This window comes from Acetoanaerobium sticklandii (assembly GCF_000196455.1).
In the GTDB taxonomy this organism is placed as follows: Bacteria; Bacillota; Clostridia; order Peptostreptococcales; family Filifactoraceae; genus Acetoanaerobium; species Acetoanaerobium sticklandii.
Window position 1 is genome coordinate 2,160,761 of record NC_014614.1, and the last position, 17,011, is coordinate 2,177,771.

The 17,011-nt window shown below is 31.6% G+C and carries 16 protein-coding genes; 5 read left to right on the forward strand and 11 right to left on the reverse strand.

Annotated features, from left to right (window positions below; translation table 11 throughout):
- Nucleotides 1-3 precede the first annotated feature (3 nt).
- Together CLOST_RS10245 and CLOST_RS10250 are read right to left on the reverse strand one after the other, a co-directional pair.
- Complete coding sequence (locus CLOST_RS10245) at nucleotides 4-687, reverse strand: Crp/Fnr family transcriptional regulator (RefSeq protein WP_013362243.1); 684 nt, start codon at nucleotides 685-687, stop codon at nucleotides 4-6.
- Between the two features lie 10 nt (nucleotides 688-697).
- On the reverse strand, nucleotides 698-1,312 hold the full coding sequence (locus tag CLOST_RS10250) for a hypothetical protein (RefSeq protein ID WP_013362244.1): 615 nt from the start codon (nucleotides 1,310-1,312) through the stop codon (nucleotides 698-700).
- A gap of 115 nt (nucleotides 1,313-1,427) precedes the next feature.
- On the opposite strand from CLOST_RS10250, the gene CLOST_RS10255 reads away from it, so the two are divergent.
- Together CLOST_RS10255 and CLOST_RS10260 are read left to right on the forward strand one after the other, a co-directional pair.
- Nucleotides 1,428-2,111 carry a YjjG family noncanonical pyrimidine nucleotidase gene (locus CLOST_RS10255; RefSeq protein ID WP_013362245.1) on the forward strand — a complete coding sequence of 228 codons (684 nt, stop codon included), beginning with the start codon at nucleotides 1,428-1,430 and terminating at the stop codon, nucleotides 2,109-2,111.
- An 87-nt stretch (nucleotides 2,112-2,198) separates the two neighbouring features.
- Nucleotides 2,199-2,615 carry a bacteriohemerythrin gene (locus CLOST_RS10260; protein ID WP_013362246.1) on the forward strand — a complete coding sequence of 139 codons (417 nt, stop codon included), beginning with the start codon at nucleotides 2,199-2,201 and terminating at the stop codon, nucleotides 2,613-2,615.
- Between the two features lie 151 nt (nucleotides 2,616-2,766).
- Here CLOST_RS10260 and hutG read toward each other — a convergent pair whose 3' ends face one another.
- The 3 genes from hutG to CLOST_RS13620 form a co-directional block, all read right to left on the reverse strand.
- Nucleotides 2,767-3,750, reverse strand: a complete 984-nt coding sequence (gene hutG, locus CLOST_RS10265; protein ID WP_013362247.1) for a formimidoylglutamase — start codon at nucleotides 3,748-3,750, stop codon at nucleotides 2,767-2,769.
- A 103-nt stretch (nucleotides 3,751-3,853) separates the two neighbouring features.
- Nucleotides 3,854-4,300: a GNAT family N-acetyltransferase gene (locus tag CLOST_RS10270; RefSeq protein ID WP_013362248.1), complete on the reverse strand. Its 447-nt coding sequence runs from the start codon at nucleotides 4,298-4,300 to the stop codon at nucleotides 3,854-3,856.
- Between the two features lie 171 nt (nucleotides 4,301-4,471).
- Nucleotides 4,472-5,578 (reverse strand): VanW family protein, encoded by a 1,107-nt coding sequence (locus CLOST_RS13620; protein WP_013362249.1) that lies wholly within the window; start codon nucleotides 5,576-5,578, stop codon nucleotides 4,472-4,474.
- A gap of 292 nt (nucleotides 5,579-5,870) precedes the next feature.
- Here CLOST_RS13620 and CLOST_RS10280 point away from each other — a divergent pair, with 292 nt between their 5' ends.
- Complete coding sequence (locus CLOST_RS10280; protein WP_013362250.1) at nucleotides 5,871-6,920, forward strand: IS30 family transposase; 1,050 nt, start codon at nucleotides 5,871-5,873, stop codon at nucleotides 6,918-6,920.
- Nucleotides 6,921-7,073: 153 nt separating this feature from the next.
- On the opposite strand, the gene megL is transcribed toward CLOST_RS10280, so the two are convergent.
- The 3 genes from megL to CLOST_RS10295 all read right to left on the reverse strand — a co-directional run bounded on the left by megL (nucleotide 7,074) and on the right by CLOST_RS10295 (nucleotide 10,486).
- Nucleotides 7,074-8,273 (reverse strand): methionine gamma-lyase, encoded by a 1,200-nt coding sequence (gene megL / locus CLOST_RS10285; RefSeq protein WP_013362251.1) that lies wholly within the window; start codon nucleotides 8,271-8,273, stop codon nucleotides 7,074-7,076.
- A 281-nt stretch (nucleotides 8,274-8,554) separates the two neighbouring features.
- The gene (locus CLOST_RS10290) at nucleotides 8,555-10,123 is read right to left on the reverse strand and encodes a sigma 54-interacting transcriptional regulator (protein ID WP_013362252.1); all 1,569 of its coding nucleotides are present in this window, start codon (nucleotides 10,121-10,123) and stop codon (nucleotides 8,555-8,557) included.
- An 81-nt stretch (nucleotides 10,124-10,204) separates the two neighbouring features.
- The gene (locus tag CLOST_RS10295) at nucleotides 10,205-10,486 is read right to left on the reverse strand and encodes a hypothetical protein (RefSeq protein ID WP_013362253.1); all 282 of its coding nucleotides are present in this window, start codon (nucleotides 10,484-10,486) and stop codon (nucleotides 10,205-10,207) included.
- 252 nt (nucleotides 10,487-10,738) lie between these two features.
- Between CLOST_RS10295 and CLOST_RS10300 the strand changes: the two genes are divergently transcribed.
- Nucleotides 10,739-11,437, forward strand: coding sequence for a hypothetical protein (locus tag CLOST_RS10300; protein WP_013362254.1), 699 nt, complete (start codon nucleotides 10,739-10,741; stop codon nucleotides 11,435-11,437).
- Nucleotides 11,438-11,549: 112 nt separating this feature from the next.
- On the opposite strand, the gene leuS is transcribed toward CLOST_RS10300, so the two are convergent.
- The 3 genes from leuS to trhA form a co-directional block, all read right to left on the reverse strand.
- The gene (gene leuS / locus CLOST_RS10305; protein WP_013362255.1) at nucleotides 11,550-13,952 is read right to left on the reverse strand and encodes a leucine--tRNA ligase; all 2,403 of its coding nucleotides are present in this window, start codon (nucleotides 13,950-13,952) and stop codon (nucleotides 11,550-11,552) included.
- Nucleotides 13,953-14,032: 80 nt separating this feature from the next.
- Nucleotides 14,033-14,623, reverse strand: a complete 591-nt coding sequence (locus CLOST_RS10310; protein WP_013362256.1) for a TetR/AcrR family transcriptional regulator — start codon at nucleotides 14,621-14,623, stop codon at nucleotides 14,033-14,035.
- Between the two features lie 67 nt (nucleotides 14,624-14,690).
- A complete protein-coding gene (trhA, locus tag CLOST_RS10315; protein WP_013362257.1) occupies nucleotides 14,691-15,341 on the reverse strand; it encodes a PAQR family membrane homeostasis protein TrhA in 651 nt (216 codons plus the stop codon).
- A 239-nt stretch (nucleotides 15,342-15,580) separates the two neighbouring features.
- On the opposite strand from trhA, the gene CLOST_RS10320 reads away from it, so the two are divergent.
- Nucleotides 15,581-16,867 (forward strand): helix-turn-helix domain-containing protein, encoded by a 1,287-nt coding sequence (locus tag CLOST_RS10320; RefSeq protein ID WP_013362258.1) that lies wholly within the window; start codon nucleotides 15,581-15,583, stop codon nucleotides 16,865-16,867.
- Nucleotides 16,868-17,011 lie beyond the last annotated feature (144 nt).

Genomic DNA, 17,011 nt, shown 5'->3' on the forward strand with positions numbered 1-17,011 from the left:
TTTTTATTCACTGCTTTTCACATATTTCAATAGCTCTTTTTTGTCTTTAATTATTATTTTATTATCTATAAGTGATATGACTTTGGCTTTTTCTAGTGTAGTCAAAAATCTACTTACAGTTTCTCTGGAGGTTCCTACCATTGCTGCTATATCGGTTCTATTTATATCTAGGTTTATAAGACTTCCTTCTGGATGTGATATTCCATAATCTCTTGAAAGCTTCCAAAGCTTTGAAGCTATTCTTTGTCCAGTTTTTAGTCTTCCTAGATTAAGAGCCTGTCTTTGGGTTCTTCTTACTTTTTTTGTAAGAGATTTTATTACTAATATATTTAGTTCTTTATACTTAAGCATGAGAGTTAAAAGCTCAGTTGGTTTTATACTGAGAAGTACAGAATTTTTTAGGGTTCTAGTGCTATTTGAAGTTCTTAGACCATCAAGTGAAAGCTCATTTATAAGCTCTCCTTCTCCAAAAATATATAATATTTTTTCTTCTCCTGTTTCCGAAAATTTAGAAAGTATAGCATTTCCACTTAAAACTATAAATACTGGTATTTCCTCTTCCCCCTCTAGATAGAGCAAGGTTTCATTAGTATAGTTTATAATTTGGGCTTTAGAAACAAGTTGTTTTTTTGCTTCATCTGAAACTTCTTCCCAGCCCTTTATATTTAGTGTATTGATGTCTGACAAAATACCACCCCTATGGTTTATTATTAATCAGTGTAAAATAATAAGATAATCTTAAAGCAAAATCCTCCATAGTTTTAAAATCCGCAGATTTGGGATCTACAGAGTTTCCATCTAAATCCATAGATGCTATCATTGTATTTTCAACAAAAAACATTCTATACCCAATTATTTCACCATTCTCATTTTTCTGGTCCTTATACTCAGTTGGTACGGCTAGGATAAATGTCACCTTATTGTCCCAGTAATATATCTCGAAATTCATGCTTTTATCATATGCGTAGATTTTGTATAGATTATCTTCTTTATAATAACTTTTTACCTGCATTTCCATATATTCATCATACCATGATTTTGACTCTAGTGTACCTATTTCAGACTCAACATGTATGAAGCTATTAGTGATTTCATCTATATATCGCTCAAAGGTTTCATTATCTATATCATCTAAATTTAGCTTCTTCTGATTAGGAAGCTCAAATTCTTCTTGCTTTGATATAGACTCGTTTGTCAAGCGATAATCTTCCTCGATATTTTTCTGTGGAAGTCCTAGTAGCACTAAAAAAGAAATAACAATCATAGCTATTACAAGAAGGATTAGTGTTATTAACTTGCCTCTTTTAGACATAATTCACCACCCTCTCATTAGTTCTCTTATATAGAATACCCACAGAGTTAACAATTATTTATTTTTTAAAAACAATTTATCATGATATAATTTGTATGGAAGAATGGAGGTAAAAATGAAATATAAATTATTACTTTTTGATGCAGACGAAACTCTTTTTGATTTTAAAAAAGCAGAGAGGTATGCAATTGAAGAATCTCTTAAGCATTTTAATATAGCTTATGAAGAATCCGTTCATATACCTCTATATCACAAGGTGAACCACGATATATGGAAAGAATTTGAACAAGGAAAAATTACTCAAGATGCACTTAAGGCAGAACGCTTTCGAAGATTTTTTGATATCTTAGATTTAGATTATGACTCGGTGCTTTTTTCAAAAACATATATGAAGTATCTAGGGCAGGCATCCTTCCTATATGAAAAATCTACAGCTATCATTGATAAGCTATCCAAATCTCATAGGCTAGCTATCATTACCAACGGTTTAACTGAGGTTCAAGAAAATAGAATATCAAAATCTAGCATAGCCCATTACTTTGAAGAAATAATTATTTCAGAAGCTATCAATCTTTCAAAGCCAAACCCAGAAATTTTCAGCTATGCTCTGAATAAAATGAATCACAACGATAAAAAATCCGTACTTATGATAGGAGATAGCTTAACTTCTGATATAAAAGGTGGTATAAACTTTGGAATCGATACCTGTTGGTACAATCCAAACAAAATCAGCAATACTTTTGAATTTTCACCTACCTATGAAATCAGCGATTTAGATTCAATTTATGATATTATATAACTGAATCTAATAAAGTGAGTAGTAGATAATACTTTTTATTACTAATATAAACATTATAATTCAAAACACTAAATGGAGGTTATTACAATGATAAGTTGGGAAACACAGTATGAGCTAGGAATCAAGTCTATAGATGACCAGCATAAGGAACTAGTAAACATAATTAACAAAATGGCTGCTCTATTAATAGAAGCAAAACAAGGCGTAGATATTTACGATGAAGTTGCAACTGTTATAAATGATTTAAAAAAATATACTATTTACCATTTCAAATATGAAGAAAATCTTTTTGACCAGTATTCTTATGAATACAAGGATACTCATAAGGCAGAGCATGACAAGCTTGTAAGTGACATAGAAGAGCTAGATTTGTCAAGCTTTGACGAAGACCAGATTAAACATACTAATGATTTGCTAAAATTCCTTATTACATGGCTATTTAAGCATATCAGTGGCTCTGATTTTCTATATAGAGACTTACTTAAAGGATATAATGTTCAGTAGCAAATAGGCTCTTAATATTATTTCTAAGGAAAATTACAAGTAGTTTTTTAAAGCTTTGATTTATTTAAAATAATACCTCCAAAACGAGAACCTAGTTAAATATAGGTTCTTTTTCGGAGGTATTTATTATTTTTTATTTTATATTACTGAATTACAGCTTTAGGTTATTACTTGCTATAGAATTTACAGCTGCAAATATAAAGGTAGCCGCTAAGTTAGAGGTTATATTATCTTGGTCGTAGCGTGGCGATACCTCTGCTATATCCATTGCTATAACTTTTTTATGAGTGAAGATTCTATCAAAGAATTTTAGTACTCTACTAGGATGAAGTCCTAGTGGCTGAACCGCACTTACTCCAGGTGCAAATGCAGAAGAAAAAACATCACTACATATAGTCACATAAATACTTTCTTGCTTTTCGATAAAATTATCTAGGCTTGCAAAGGCATCTTCTAAGGCTCCTTCTTCGATGTCCTTTGCCAAAAGATACTCTATCCCCAGTGCATCAGCAGTATTAAAAAGCTCTATAGTGTTTCCTCTTTTTTGAATTCCTATGCAGTAATAATTAAAAGGAAGTTCATTAAGCTTGCAGTAATCTGCTATTTGTCTGAACATAGTACCAGAAGAAGCTCCATTTTTATATGGTCTAATATCAAAATGAGCATCAAAATTTATAATCCCTAAATTGGTTTTGGTTTTTACTCCCATATAGGTTCCTAAAGCAACTTCGTGTCCACCACCTAAAACAAGTGGAAACAACCCCATATCCATAATTTTCGATACTGCTAAGCTTAGCGATTTCTGAGCTGTTTCTAAATCATTATCCTCGCAGTAAATATCTCCTGCATCAAGCAATTTCAAATTCGATGAAAAACTACATGGAAGATTACATAATTCCTTCCTTATACTCTTTGGACCATTTAAAGCTCCAGGTCTTCCTAAATTTCTCCTTACTCCTTCATCGCTAAGAAATCCAATAAAAGCAACACCTGCTTGATTTGAATCTAAGGAAATAGTCTCATCCATCAGATTAAGAGGCTTAACCCACTGATGCCATCTAAAAGCATTGTAGTTTTTTTCATCATCTATTCTTCCTGTCCATATATCCATATTGGGTTTTGTATAATTTATCATAGACACCACCTTAATGAAAGCTCCATCCACAAATTAAATCAAATATTCCTGATCGTTTCAGAGCCGTTTATTTTCACAATAATAATATTAGTTATTAACATACTTATTTATAATCTTTAACCATCTGTTTATAATCCAGCTCTTTAAAGCCCATTTTCATATAGAGCTTCTTAGCTCTCTCGTTGCTTGGAGATATTTCTAGTCTTTGTCTTGCTATTCCTTCTGAATTAGCTTTTTGTTCTAAAAGCTCGAAGAAATCTCTTCCAAGTCCCTTTGATCTATATTCATCAAGAAGATAAAGCTCCTCTATCCAAATTACTACTCCACAAGCTTCTGGTGAAAAGGTTTTTGAAATTATTCCATACCCTACAGGCTTAGACTCGTATTCTAAGATATACCCTTCCAAATAATCTGAAGACCTAAAAAACTCATTATAAGCAGCTTCAAAATGGCTTTCTGGAACTGTATGGTCTACTGCATCTGAGCTATAGAAGTTCTTCGCAAATTCCATATATATTTCTTTATCTGTTTTTTCAATTCTTCTTATCATCTTTTACTCCTCCATTATATGAGCTTACTTTATACTAATATCATAAAGCTAAAGTATCTAAATTCATAAAAAAATCCTGCTTTAATGATACAGGATTTTTTTCATAAATCAATATTTTCATTCAAATTTTTCATATTATGAGTTTATTTCTTTGATTAGTTAAGCCTTAATTTAATTGGTTTTTTTAGGCTCTCTATAGCTTGAAATGAATTTATCCTGTATACTTCCATTTACAGTTCTTGTCATTTCATACTTTCTTTCTGCCAGTTTCTTTACAGAAATATTTACTTCTTTATCATCAGCTTGACTTCCATAAATCCTAAAATATATCTTAGAATTTTCTACAAAGGCTTGAAGATAAATCGGATTGTTTAATGTGTTTTTAAATTTAAAATCCAAAGTAGATGCTACTGCGGCATCCGTTCCTTTAGGCACATATGCAACAGGAAGAGAATGATTTCTTCTTGAAGTCACTGTCATGCCTGCTCTTAATACAGAATTGAACAAAGTAGTAGAAACCTGGCACACTCCTCCTCCTACTCCTTCAACAAACTCTCCATCCACAATTACAGGTGCATTTTTGTATCCCCTAGCAAGAGTAGTTTGGCCAACTACCTTATTGAAAGAAAATTCTTCTCCTGGCATCAGTATAGTTCCATCGATTGCTTTGGCAGCCAGTGATATATTTTCTGATCTTCCTGCAACTTTAGAATTAAAAGAAGTAGAGAACTCAGAAAGAATAAAATTTATTTTTTTCATATCTTCAGTAGTCCTACTTGGAACTTGTCCGTAGTTAAACACAGGCTGATAAGGAGTAAAATCCTGATGTCTCACTTTCATAATCAAATCCTGCTTAGCTTTTTCAATGTCCATTTCAATAGCTTGAACCCCTGGTGTTATAGCTACTAGCTCTCCTTTTGTATTTATACTAGTCGCAGCATTTTGGCCTTTTTTATTAAGCGCTTTTTTCATGTTCTCTAGCTCTTGATAAAATATTACTTCATCCATTTGAAGAAGCATTACTCCCCCACTGGGATTAGGTAAAAACTTAAATACTTTTGTAGCATCAAAATCATAAATCTGACCTAAGCCATTTGCAATTCTAATTGTTCCTATATATTCCTCCGGCATTGTAACCTTTATAGCTGAATCTGTAGTTGTGGATACTGGTTGATTCTCTATTGGTATTTGAGGATTAAGTGTTTCGGCATATGATGATATCGGAGAAAATAAAATTGCAAAGGCGAGAATAAAACTTCCTACACCTTTATACTTCATAATAACACTCCTTTTTTCGAAAATAAAAACCATAGAATCAAAAATTATATGGTTTTTTTACACCTTATTGTATTAACAATAAATTCAAATAAATTAATCATATATATAATTTACCCAATATATTGGTTTTTAATAACGTCTTTTTATTATATCAAATCTATAGCTTATATCAAATACATTTAGGTTAGCTTAATTGTAAAATCAAATTGAACCAATAAAAAATTCCATAGCTTTCCAACCTGTAATATAATTAAATCACCACAAAATAACCAACTACAGGAAGGTGCGAGCTATGGAATACTCTAATAATACACCAATATGCAGAAGGAATAAACACTTAAATGAGTTTGAAAGAAGTAAAATTGAAGTTTTAAGTTCTTTAGGCTACTCGCCTTACCGTATTGCTAAAATGATTAATAGATCTGCTAATACTGTACGTAATGAGATTAAAAGAGGAACTGTTACTCAAATTAAAGCTGGGAAATCTACATCATCGTATTTCGCTGAAACAGGTCATATCATCTATAAAAGGAACAGGAAGAATTGCGGTAGCAAATACAAACTGTTTAAATGCCAAAACTTCATCGAGCATGTGTATAAACTCTTTTATGAAAATAAGCATTCATTTGATTCAATAGTAGGTTCATGCAAGACAAATGAAAGCTTTGCTGCTACTGATATGGTATGTGCTAAAACACTATACAACTACGTTGATAAAGGTCTTCTTCAAATCTCAAATGTAGATCTTCCATTTAAACTAAAAAGAGATACTAAAAGTAAGCGTATCAGATTTCATAAAAGGAATCTTGGAACAAGTATCGACCTTAGACCTGAGATCATCAATTCGCGTAGCGAGTTTGGACACTGGGAGATTGATACTGTCATCGGTAGTAAGAGCAAGGAAGATAATGTGCTTCTTACACTAACTGAAAGAATGACTAGAAAACAGATTATAAGGATGATACCTTCCAAAACAGCTGACGCTGTTCAGAATAGTCTAAATGAGCTCTTCACAGAATGCGGAAGCTTGTATACTAAGGTATTTAAAAGCTTTACTGCTGACAATGGTCAAGAATTTTCAAGGCTTAGTACTTTGGAGAAATATTCGAATTTAAGGGTATATTTTGCACATCCTTATTCATCAGGTGAAAGAGGAACGAATGAACGTCATAATGGTCTGATAAGAAGGTTCATTCCTAAAGGAAGAAGAATCAAGGATTATACACATAAAAACATCATCAAGGTGCAAAACTGGTGCAACTCACTTCCAAGGAAGATACTAAACTATCTTACTCCAGATCAAGCATTTGAAGATCAAATTAGAGAATTATTTTATCAATAGTTATTACAGGTATGGAGAACTAGTTCAACTTATTATTGCAATTTACGTAAATATATGCTCATTAGCATCCTTAAAATTCTTCTCATACCTGCAAAAAAGCCCATAATAATCTATGGGCTTTTGTTAATTAAGTATATTAAATTAATTAGCTATTTATAAAATACCATCTAAGGCTTGCTTTAAATCTGCAATTATATCTTCAGGATTCTCTAAGCCTACAGAAAGTCTGATTAATCCATCGCTTATTCCCGCTTTTGCTCTTTCTTCTGCTGTATATGGAGAGTGAGTCATAGATGCTGGATGCTGAATCAATGTTTCTGCGTCTCCTAAGCTTACAGCAAGTACGCAAAGATGAACAGTGTCCATAACCTTTTTACCCTTTTCGATATCTCCTTTTATTTCAAAAGCAATCATTGCTCCTGGAAGACTCATTTGTTTTTTAACTATTTCAGCTTGTGGGAAATCTTCAAAACCTGGGAAGTATACTTTATCTACTGCAGGATGATTACGTAAAAACTCAGCAACTTTCACTGCATTTTCACAGTGCTTCTCCATACGGATATGAAGAGTTTTCATACCTCTAGCTATAAGGAAAGCATCAAATGGACTAAGAACTGCTCCAGTCATATCTTTTACTCCAAAAAATCTCACTTGATCTATAAAAGCTTTGGTTCCTACTACGAATCCTGCTATTACATCTCCATGTCCATTAAGATATTTAGTCGCTGAGTGAACTACAACATCTGCTCCTAGCTCTATTGGTCTTTGAATATATGGTGTACAGAATGTATTGTCAACCATTACTAAGCACCCTTCATTCTGGTGAGCTATATCGCTTATTGCTCTTATATCAGCTACATCTAAAGTAGGGTTTGCTGGTGTTTCTAAATAAACTACCTTTGTATTTGGCTTCATTGCGTTCTTAACATTTTGAGGATCCTTAGTATCTACGAAAGTAACCTCTACTCCGTATCTAGGCATACCATGGCTAAGAAGAGCAAAAGTACAGCCATAAAGTGTATCTGCTGCAACTACGTGATCCCCTGCCTTAAGAGCCGTCCAAAGAGCTGAACTGATTGCTCCCATTCCAGAGCCCATTGACATACATGCCTCTGCTCCTTCTAAAAGTGCTAGCTTTTCTTCTACAGGAGTATTACTTGGATTTCCTAATCTTGTGTATATGTAACCTTCTTCTTCTCCAGCAAAACGTTTTCCACCTTGGTCTGCGCTGTCGAAAATAAATGTAGAAGTTTGGTATATAGGAGTAGCTAAAGCTCCCATTTCATTTTTCTGATATCCACCATGTATAGTTCTTGTAGCAAATCCCATATTCTTTAAAGCATCTTTATTCATAATAATATCCTCCTTAATTTATCCAAAAATTACATACTTATTTAGTTAAATACAGAAGCAATAAGCTTGCCAAAAAAAATAGATGTTATTATTTTTATATAAAAATTAATTACATCTATCCTATTACAACATAATTTTATTTTTAATTTAAGCAAAAGTTGAAATTTTCTTTAAAATCCAATTGCCAATTTATATATTGGAATTTTTAATTTCCATTATTACAATTAAATAGTAAATATATATTTCCACTGTAAATTTATATTTACATTTTTAAATTACACTTACATTTTCAAATTATACTTTTTTAATTTATTAATTAGTGCAGTATGAGAAAGTCCAAGTTTTTTTGCTGTTTTTCTTATACTCATATCAGTTTCTATATTATTTAATAATATTTGTTTCTCTATATCTTCCAATTGTTTCTTTAATGAAGCTTCGCTTCTTATAATTTCAAATGCTTTTTCATTGTCCTTTTCTTTGGCAGGATTTAGCATCAGATGTTCCTCTGAAAGTATCGCCCCTTCACATAAATTCATAGCTCTTTCCATAATATTTTCTAGTTCTCTTATGTTTCCTGTATATTCATAGCTCATAAGTCTTTCCAAAAAAACCATACTAGTACTTCCAACAGATTTATTAAGCTTTTTATTCATTTTTTGCACAAAATAACTAACCAGAAGTGGAATATCTTCTTTTCTATCACGCAGAGGTGGAATCTCTAGAGGTATAACATTAAGCCTATAGTATAAATCCTCTCTAAACATTCCTTTTTCAATCATTTCTTCCAAATTTCTATGAGTTGCACAGATTATTCTCACATCGACTTTTTCTTCCTTACTGCTTCCTATTCTTCTAACCACACCTTCTTGCAATACTCTGAGCAGTTTGGCCTGAGTTGTAAGTGATAGTTCTCCTATTTCATCCAGAAATAAAGTTCCTTTATCCGCTTCTTTAAAAAGTCCTAGTTTCCCACTGTTTAGAGCTCCTGTAAAGCTACCTTTTTCATAGCCAAATAGTTCACTTTCTATCAAAGAATCAGGAATAGCAGCACAATTTATAGTTATAAATCTCTGATTTTCTCTTTGGCTTAGATTCTTTATCGCTCTTGCAAAAAGCTCTTTGCCCGTTCCACTTTCTCCTCTTATAAGAATAGTCGAATCACTTTTCGCAACAGCTTTAGCTATTTTTTTAAGGTTGTATATAGCATTGCTATTTCCTATTATATCTTTAAATTGATCATCTTCAGAGCTTATCACTATATCTGCCAGCTCTTTTGCTTTTTTATAGTCTTTAATAGTTAGAACTGCTCCAGCAGAATATCCATCATCATCCTTTATCGCTCTTCCGCTAGCCAAATATCTGCCTTCTACTCTCTCATTTTGGATGAAAGTTTCTATATTATCATAATTTTTCCCTTGTTCCAAGAAACCTATTAAATTTGTACTCTTTCCTAGAAAGCTTTTTATATTTTTCCCTAGTAGCTCTGTTTTATCATAATCAAATATTTTCTCTGAATAGTCATTGAAAAATTCAATTTCTAATTTTGGATTTAGAGCTATTACTCCTTCATCTACAGAATCTATAATAGCCTCAAGACGTTTTGAGCTTTTTTCAAATTCTAAAAGCTTAATTTCTTTAATAGAAATAACGTCCTCTAATTGCATCAAATCATTTGTAATATCTTTAATTTCTTGGCTTTCAATATCCTCAATCTGGATATTTACTCTTTTAGAAAACACCTCAACTGAATTTAGACTTATATGTCTAGAATAAATTTTACCTAGAATTTTTAGAGTTACTCCTATCTTGTCTTCAGTTTCTATACTTAATCTTATATATTTTTTCATCATATTTTACCTCTTAACCATATGAGTTTAATCTGATATTTTAATAAGTATATCATATTTTATAAGAGGTATAGAACGATTGAATCATCTGCAATAATTTACATACCTTTCTTTTTTGCTTTTTCTTTGATTCAAAATTATTTTTTCCTCGTAGCTTTCATCAAGTATAATTCTTTTAGCGGCTTCTTGAAAATATATACTTTTCGGTATTTGTTTACGCAAAACTATATCGATTAAATTTCTTGCAGCTCTTTCATGAAGGAAGTGCGAATGGTTACAATTATTACCTCGTGTATTGATTACTACAAAATCCCTTTTCGTCTTCAAAATTTTGTATTCATGAATCACATCCACTACCTTAGCCATGTAATCACTCCTTATAATTGTACTTACTTCATTTATATCCCACTAATGTTAAGGTTTCATTATCCCTATGTAAATTTGAGATTAAAAAAAGAACCTCAGTATTAACCTTGGTTCTCTAAATAATAGTATCTTGTTTAAAATATTAATACAAAATTCTTATAGTAAATATTATTTATGCTAATTAAAGCCTATTTTTGTTTTCCCCGATATAATCATTGTGATATTTTTTACATAATTTAGGAGGCGATTTTCTTGATAGTTTCAAATACTTATGTGTCAAATCCATCAACCTTAAACCCACCCAAATCTACTAATAAACCTGTTAGCGAATATAGTAATAGTAAAGAAGAAATAGAGGGTTACCTATCTGGTAAAAACAATTTATCTGAAAGTCTTATTGGAAAAATTGACCTTAGAAATGCCACTTATGAGGAAGTCTCTGCTTTAAAAAGAGAACTATGTTTATCTGACAAAATAACTGTAGCAGATAGAACTGTTATATCTATGCTTTCTGTTGATTTTAGGAAAGTTTTTGGAGTAAACAACTTTAAAACAGTAGAGGATTCTGAAGGAAGAAGGGATTGGATTACAGAGTTTAAACTTAGAGTAGAAGCTAATATAGCTCTTGGAATGAGTCCAACTGATGTAGCTGAACGCAAAGGTGCAATCTCAAAATTAATATCCTATTCAAAAAGTGGCTCTAGCGATTCTGAGATTAAGTACGAAAATGTTCGTCAAAGTTCTACTAATTCAACTACTAATATTGATATTAGGAATTCTATGATTAACTATAGTAAAATTCATTTTGCTTCATCTTCAAAAAATGAACTTGATGAAAAAAATGATCCATTTAAGATTTTAGACCAGCATAGCAAAGATAATTACAATAAATATACTGATCCAGATGAAATTAATAGAAGGTCTTACTTACTTTCTTTTTTAAAAAAATAGCTAACTTTTTAAATTATATTAACCATCTAAAACACTAAAAACCTGAAGCAAATAAGCCTCAAGTTTTTAGTGTTTTTATTAAGAATTTCATAATAGAAGATTGTTCTATGCTTTATACAACTATATTTAGTATTTTTCCTGGAACATAAATTATTTTCTTAATTTCTTTTCCGTCTAACATATCTTTTACAACTAAATCAGATTTTGCCATTGTGATTACTTCATCTTGAGATATGTTTGCTGCTACTACTATCTTGCCTCTTACCTTTCCATTAATCTGAACAGGTATCTCTATAGTAGACTCTACAAGCTTTGATTCATCATATTTTGGCCAAGGAGCTTCATTTAAGAATCCGTCAAATCCCATAAGCTGCCATAGTTCTTCAGTAACGTGGGGAGCAACTGGATTTAATAAAATCAAGAATGTTTGATAGTCCTTTTTAGTTATTCCACCTATATCATAAATTTCATTTATCAATGACATCATAGCCGCTATGGCTGTGTTGAATTTTAGGGTTTCATAATCCTCTGTCACTTTTTTGATAGTCTTGTGCAAGCTAGATTCGATTTTATCAGAGAATATGTCTTCCTCTCTAATCATTTCTTGAAGCTTCCAAGTACGCTCTATAAAACGTCTACAGCCTTTGATTCCTAAAGATGACCATGGAACACTTTTTTCAAAGTCTCCAATGAACATTTCATACATTCTAAAGGTGTCAGCACCATACTCTTCTACTATTTCATCTGGATTAACAACGTTGCCTCTTGATTTGGACATTTTTTCGTTGTTTTCACCTAGAATCATACCATGAGAAGTTCTCTTTGCATACGGTTCAGGGTTTGTAACTACACCTATATCATATAGAACTTTATGCCAGAAACGTGAATATAGAAGGTGAAGCGTAGTATGCTCCATTCCTCCATTGTACCAATCTACTGGCATCCAGTAATCAAGAGCTTTTTTAGAAGCTAGCTCCTCATTATTGTCAGGGTCTGCATATCTTAAGAAATACCATGATGAGCCAGCCCACTGCGGCATAGTGTCAGTCTCTCTTTGCGCTGGTCCACTACAGCAAGGACATGTAGTACTTACCCAGTCAGTGATTTTAGAAAGTGGTGACTCTCCATCGTCTGTCGGTTCATAAGATTCTACTTCTGGTAGTGTAAGTGGTAGCTCACTATCTGGAAGCGGCACCCAACCACATTTTTCACAATACACAAGTGGAATAGGCTCTCCCCAATATCTTTGTCTAGAAAATACCCAGTCTCTTAATTTAAAGTTTACTTTTTTAGTTCCAAGTCCCTGAGCTTCTATATACTCAGATATTTTTTCTTTAGCTTCTTTAACAGAAAGTCCATCTATAATAGGCGAATTTACAATAGTACCATTATCTATATCAGTAAAGGCTTCTTCCTGAACATTTCCTCCTGATACTACCTCAACTATAGGTAGATCAAATACTTTTGCAAATTCATGGTCTCTTGTATCATGGCCTGGCACTGCCATTATAGCTCCCGTTCCATATGTCATAAGAACATAATCAGAAACAAAAAGCGGAATATTTTGTTTTGTAAGAGGATTTACAGCATCTAAGCCTAAAACTCTTACACCTGTTTTTTCAGTGTTTACTTCAGTTCTTTCAAACTCAGATTTTTTAGCAGCTTCTTCTTTATATGCAAGAACTTCATCTAAGTTTTGAATTTTGTGGCTTTTTTCCTGAATTATAGGATGCTCAGGAGAAATTACCATATATGTAGCTCCATATATAGTATCTGGTCTTGTAGTAAATACAGTTAAGCTAGTATCGTCGACTGGAAATTTAATCTCCATACCATATGAACGACCAATCCAATTTTTCTGCTGAATCTTAACTCTATCTATATAATTAACTAAATCTAAATCATCAATCAATCTATCTGCATACTCAGTAATCTTAAGCATCCACTGATTTTTTTCTTTACGTACGACTTCTCCGCCACAACGCTCACAAGTTCCTTGGATAACCTCTTCATTTGCAAGGCCAACTTTACAGCTATTACACCAGTTTATAGGCATTTTATTTTTGTAAGCTAGTCCTTTGTTGAAAAGCTGAATAAATATCCACTGAGTCCATTTATAATACCCTTCATCAGTAGTATTTATCTCTCTTGACCAGTCAAAAGATATTCCAAGAGACATAAGCTGTCTTTTAAAGTTAGCTATATTGTCCTTTGTAACTATTTTAGGATGAATTTTGTTTTTGATTGCATAGTTTTCTGTAGGAAGGCCAAATGCATCCCAACCAATAGGATAAAGTACATTATATCCATCCAATCTTCTTCTTCTAGCAACAACATCAAGTGCAGTATATGATCTAGGATGCCCTACATGCAGCCCTTGTCCTGATGGATAAGGAAACTCTACAAGAGGATAAAACTTCTCTTTATCTGAATCATTTGATGCGTGAAATACGCCTTTTTCTTCCCAGATATCCTGCCATTTTTTTTCTATAGGCTTATGATTATATTTTTCCAATACCTAATGCCTCCTCTCAATGTATACAATAAATAATTAAATTGTACACCAGTAATTTAGTATATTCAAGGTATTTTTACTTATGCACCTATACCATCAAATAACACCTGGAGGCTGAAATTCACTTTATCATCTAGAGAATCTTTTGTAGGCGCACTTACATTAATATAACTACCGATTAGCATTTGAAAAAACATTTTTACAATATAATCTTCTGAAACATCTTGGTTTATCTCATTTGTTTCCATGCCATTTTTTACAATTTCTTGAACAAACTCATGATATTTAATATAATGCTCCTTTAGCATAGCCCAGATTTCTTCTCTAAACTCAAAAGGAGGAAAAAGTGCATTTCTGGCTAAAAAATTGGCTACATCTGGATTTTCTGCTTTAAATACCCAGTACTGCTTTATAAGTGCCTCTAGCTGTTGTTTGCTTGATTTTGCTTTGCTTTTTTCCAAAACCTCCATAAACGCTTTCCTGTGAAGTTCTTCTGCATCCTTAATCAGCTCTATATATAAATCTTTTTTAGATGAATAATAGTAATAAAAAGAAGGTGCAGATATTCCAATCAAGTTGAAAATATCTTTTAAGCTAGTTCCTTCGTAGCTCTTTTCGTTAAATAAATTAATCGATATTTGCTTGATTTTGTCTAGAGTTGTTTCTTGCATGAATATATCTCTCCAATCCAATTTTTTCTTATTTATATTTTTTATTTTAAAACCTTAACCTAGGATTTTATATGACATAATACATCATAAAAAAATGACTTAAACTGCCCGCTAACACAAAAATATGAAATATTTCATGAAATCCGAAATACTTAAAATTAATCTTTGGCCATTTTAAACCATAAATAACTGCGCCTATAGTATAGAAGAGTCCTCCCATAACCAAAAATACTGTACCTTGAGCAGGTATAGCTTTTGCTAGTGGATAAATAGCAAGTATAATCATCCAGCCCATTACAGCATAAATAAGAGTAGACAGCCATCTAGGTGCATTCATCCACACACCCTTTAAAATCATCCCTAAAATTCCAGCTGTCCAAATTACAACAAGCAGAGTCCATCCAAGTCCACCTCTAAGAGCTGTTATGCATATAGGTGTATAAGTACCAGCAATAAGCACAAATATCATCATATGGTCAACTTTTCTAAGTATCAAATTGACTCTATCCGAGATATCTAGCATATGATAAATTGTACTAGCGCTGTAAAGCAAAATTAAGCTAGCTCCAAAAATTGAAAATCCAACTATATGCCATGGAGTTCCTTCTCTAATTGCTAATAAAATGAGAACAATCATCCCAACTATTGATGCTATAGCTCCTGCCATATGTGTAAGACAGCTAACAGGATCTTTTATTTTTTTTAAAATCTTAGGCATTCTTATCATCTCCTAAATAAGTCTATTTATATTTCATTATATGCTAAAAAATAAAAAAAGTCTTTTATTTTTGATAACTATTCTTAATCAGCTCATGGATTAACAGAATGACTTAGAATCAAACAATTTTGCTAACTTTAACAATTTTGTTCCCTATTCTATCTTTTTTTATATATAATATAGTATATAACAATGTGAAATTTTTTTACATTTATTTTAAACTCTATTTGAGGTGAATTATGGATAATATAACTACACTTACTCCAGGTGATATTCTAAGAAAAATAAGAAAAGAGCTTGGATTCAAGCAGCATGAATTAGCTGCTGATGATATAACTAGAAATTTGATTAGCCTTATAGAAAACAACCGCGCTACCTTAAATAGAGGTAACGCTGAGATTTTGGTTAGAAATATGAATAGTCTATGCAAAGCCAGAGGTATAGATATCGAGCTTGAATTTAGAGATTTATTCATTCCTGGTATTTACGATGCAAAAAGTAAAGCTAGAGGTTATATGGATTATCTTAAGGAAGCCACTTATAATAACTACAAAATTCCTAATGATAAAATAGACGAAATAGCTTTATTTGTAAGCAAGTGGGATCTTCAGCCTCAAAACACTTATATATATGAGCTAATTGCAAAGTATTATTTAGAACACAATGATATCCCAACAAGCTATTCGTATTATATCAAGACATTTGAAAATGCAGTTAAAATAGACAAAAATCCTATGATAGTTTTAAATCTTGCTCCTAGAGTTATGGATGTATGTGTATATTTAGGAAGAACAAATGATGCGCTTCAAATAGGCAAAATAGCTCAAGCACATTGTTTTTCTGAAGATATGAAATGCATGGTTCCTATATGGTATAAACTTGCCTCAATAAACTATAACAATAAAAATTACGATGAATCATCTAAGCATTTGACTCAATTAGATAAATATCTAGAAATGTCTGAATCATCTAGAATTGTAGATATTAATATTTTAAAAATCCTAGTATGTATAGAAAACAAAAACTATAAGAAGGCTTTAGAAATTCTAAATACTACAGAGGCTCTTATCCAAAATGAGGATGAAATAGAAGGCCTTCTTAATTCAATGAAAATAAAAATATTTACACTTAAGAGCAATAAAAAAAGTGTTCAAAAAGAAATTGATATCCTAGATGACCACCTTAGCTCTTTAAAATATATTCCAGCCTACATTTCAGATATTTCTCTTAATATGGCTTTTGGGTATACTTATTTAAAAAATACATCTAAAGCAAACGAATATCTTAAAACGGCTCTATCCTTTGCTCTAAAAAACAAAGATAGAATATCATATAAAAAGATAATAGAATTCATTTATGACAATGAAGCTAATTTTATTGATATCTTAGAAGAAGTAATTAATAATAAATCAGATAAACTAGCTCATTTTTTAAACGAGAGAGATTTAATATCCCTAATGAAGTTATTAAATAAAAACCAAAAATTTGATTTATCTAATAAAATTTTACTTCAATATAATATATAAAGTTAATAATTTATTAAAAAACTATCAATAACATTAAATTTTCTTTTATTTAATTTGTAAATAACATTAGATTTTCTTTAATTTAATTTGATTGCTTAAAAATTAAAAAGGGACTGCATAGAAATAAATACAATATATTGGTTT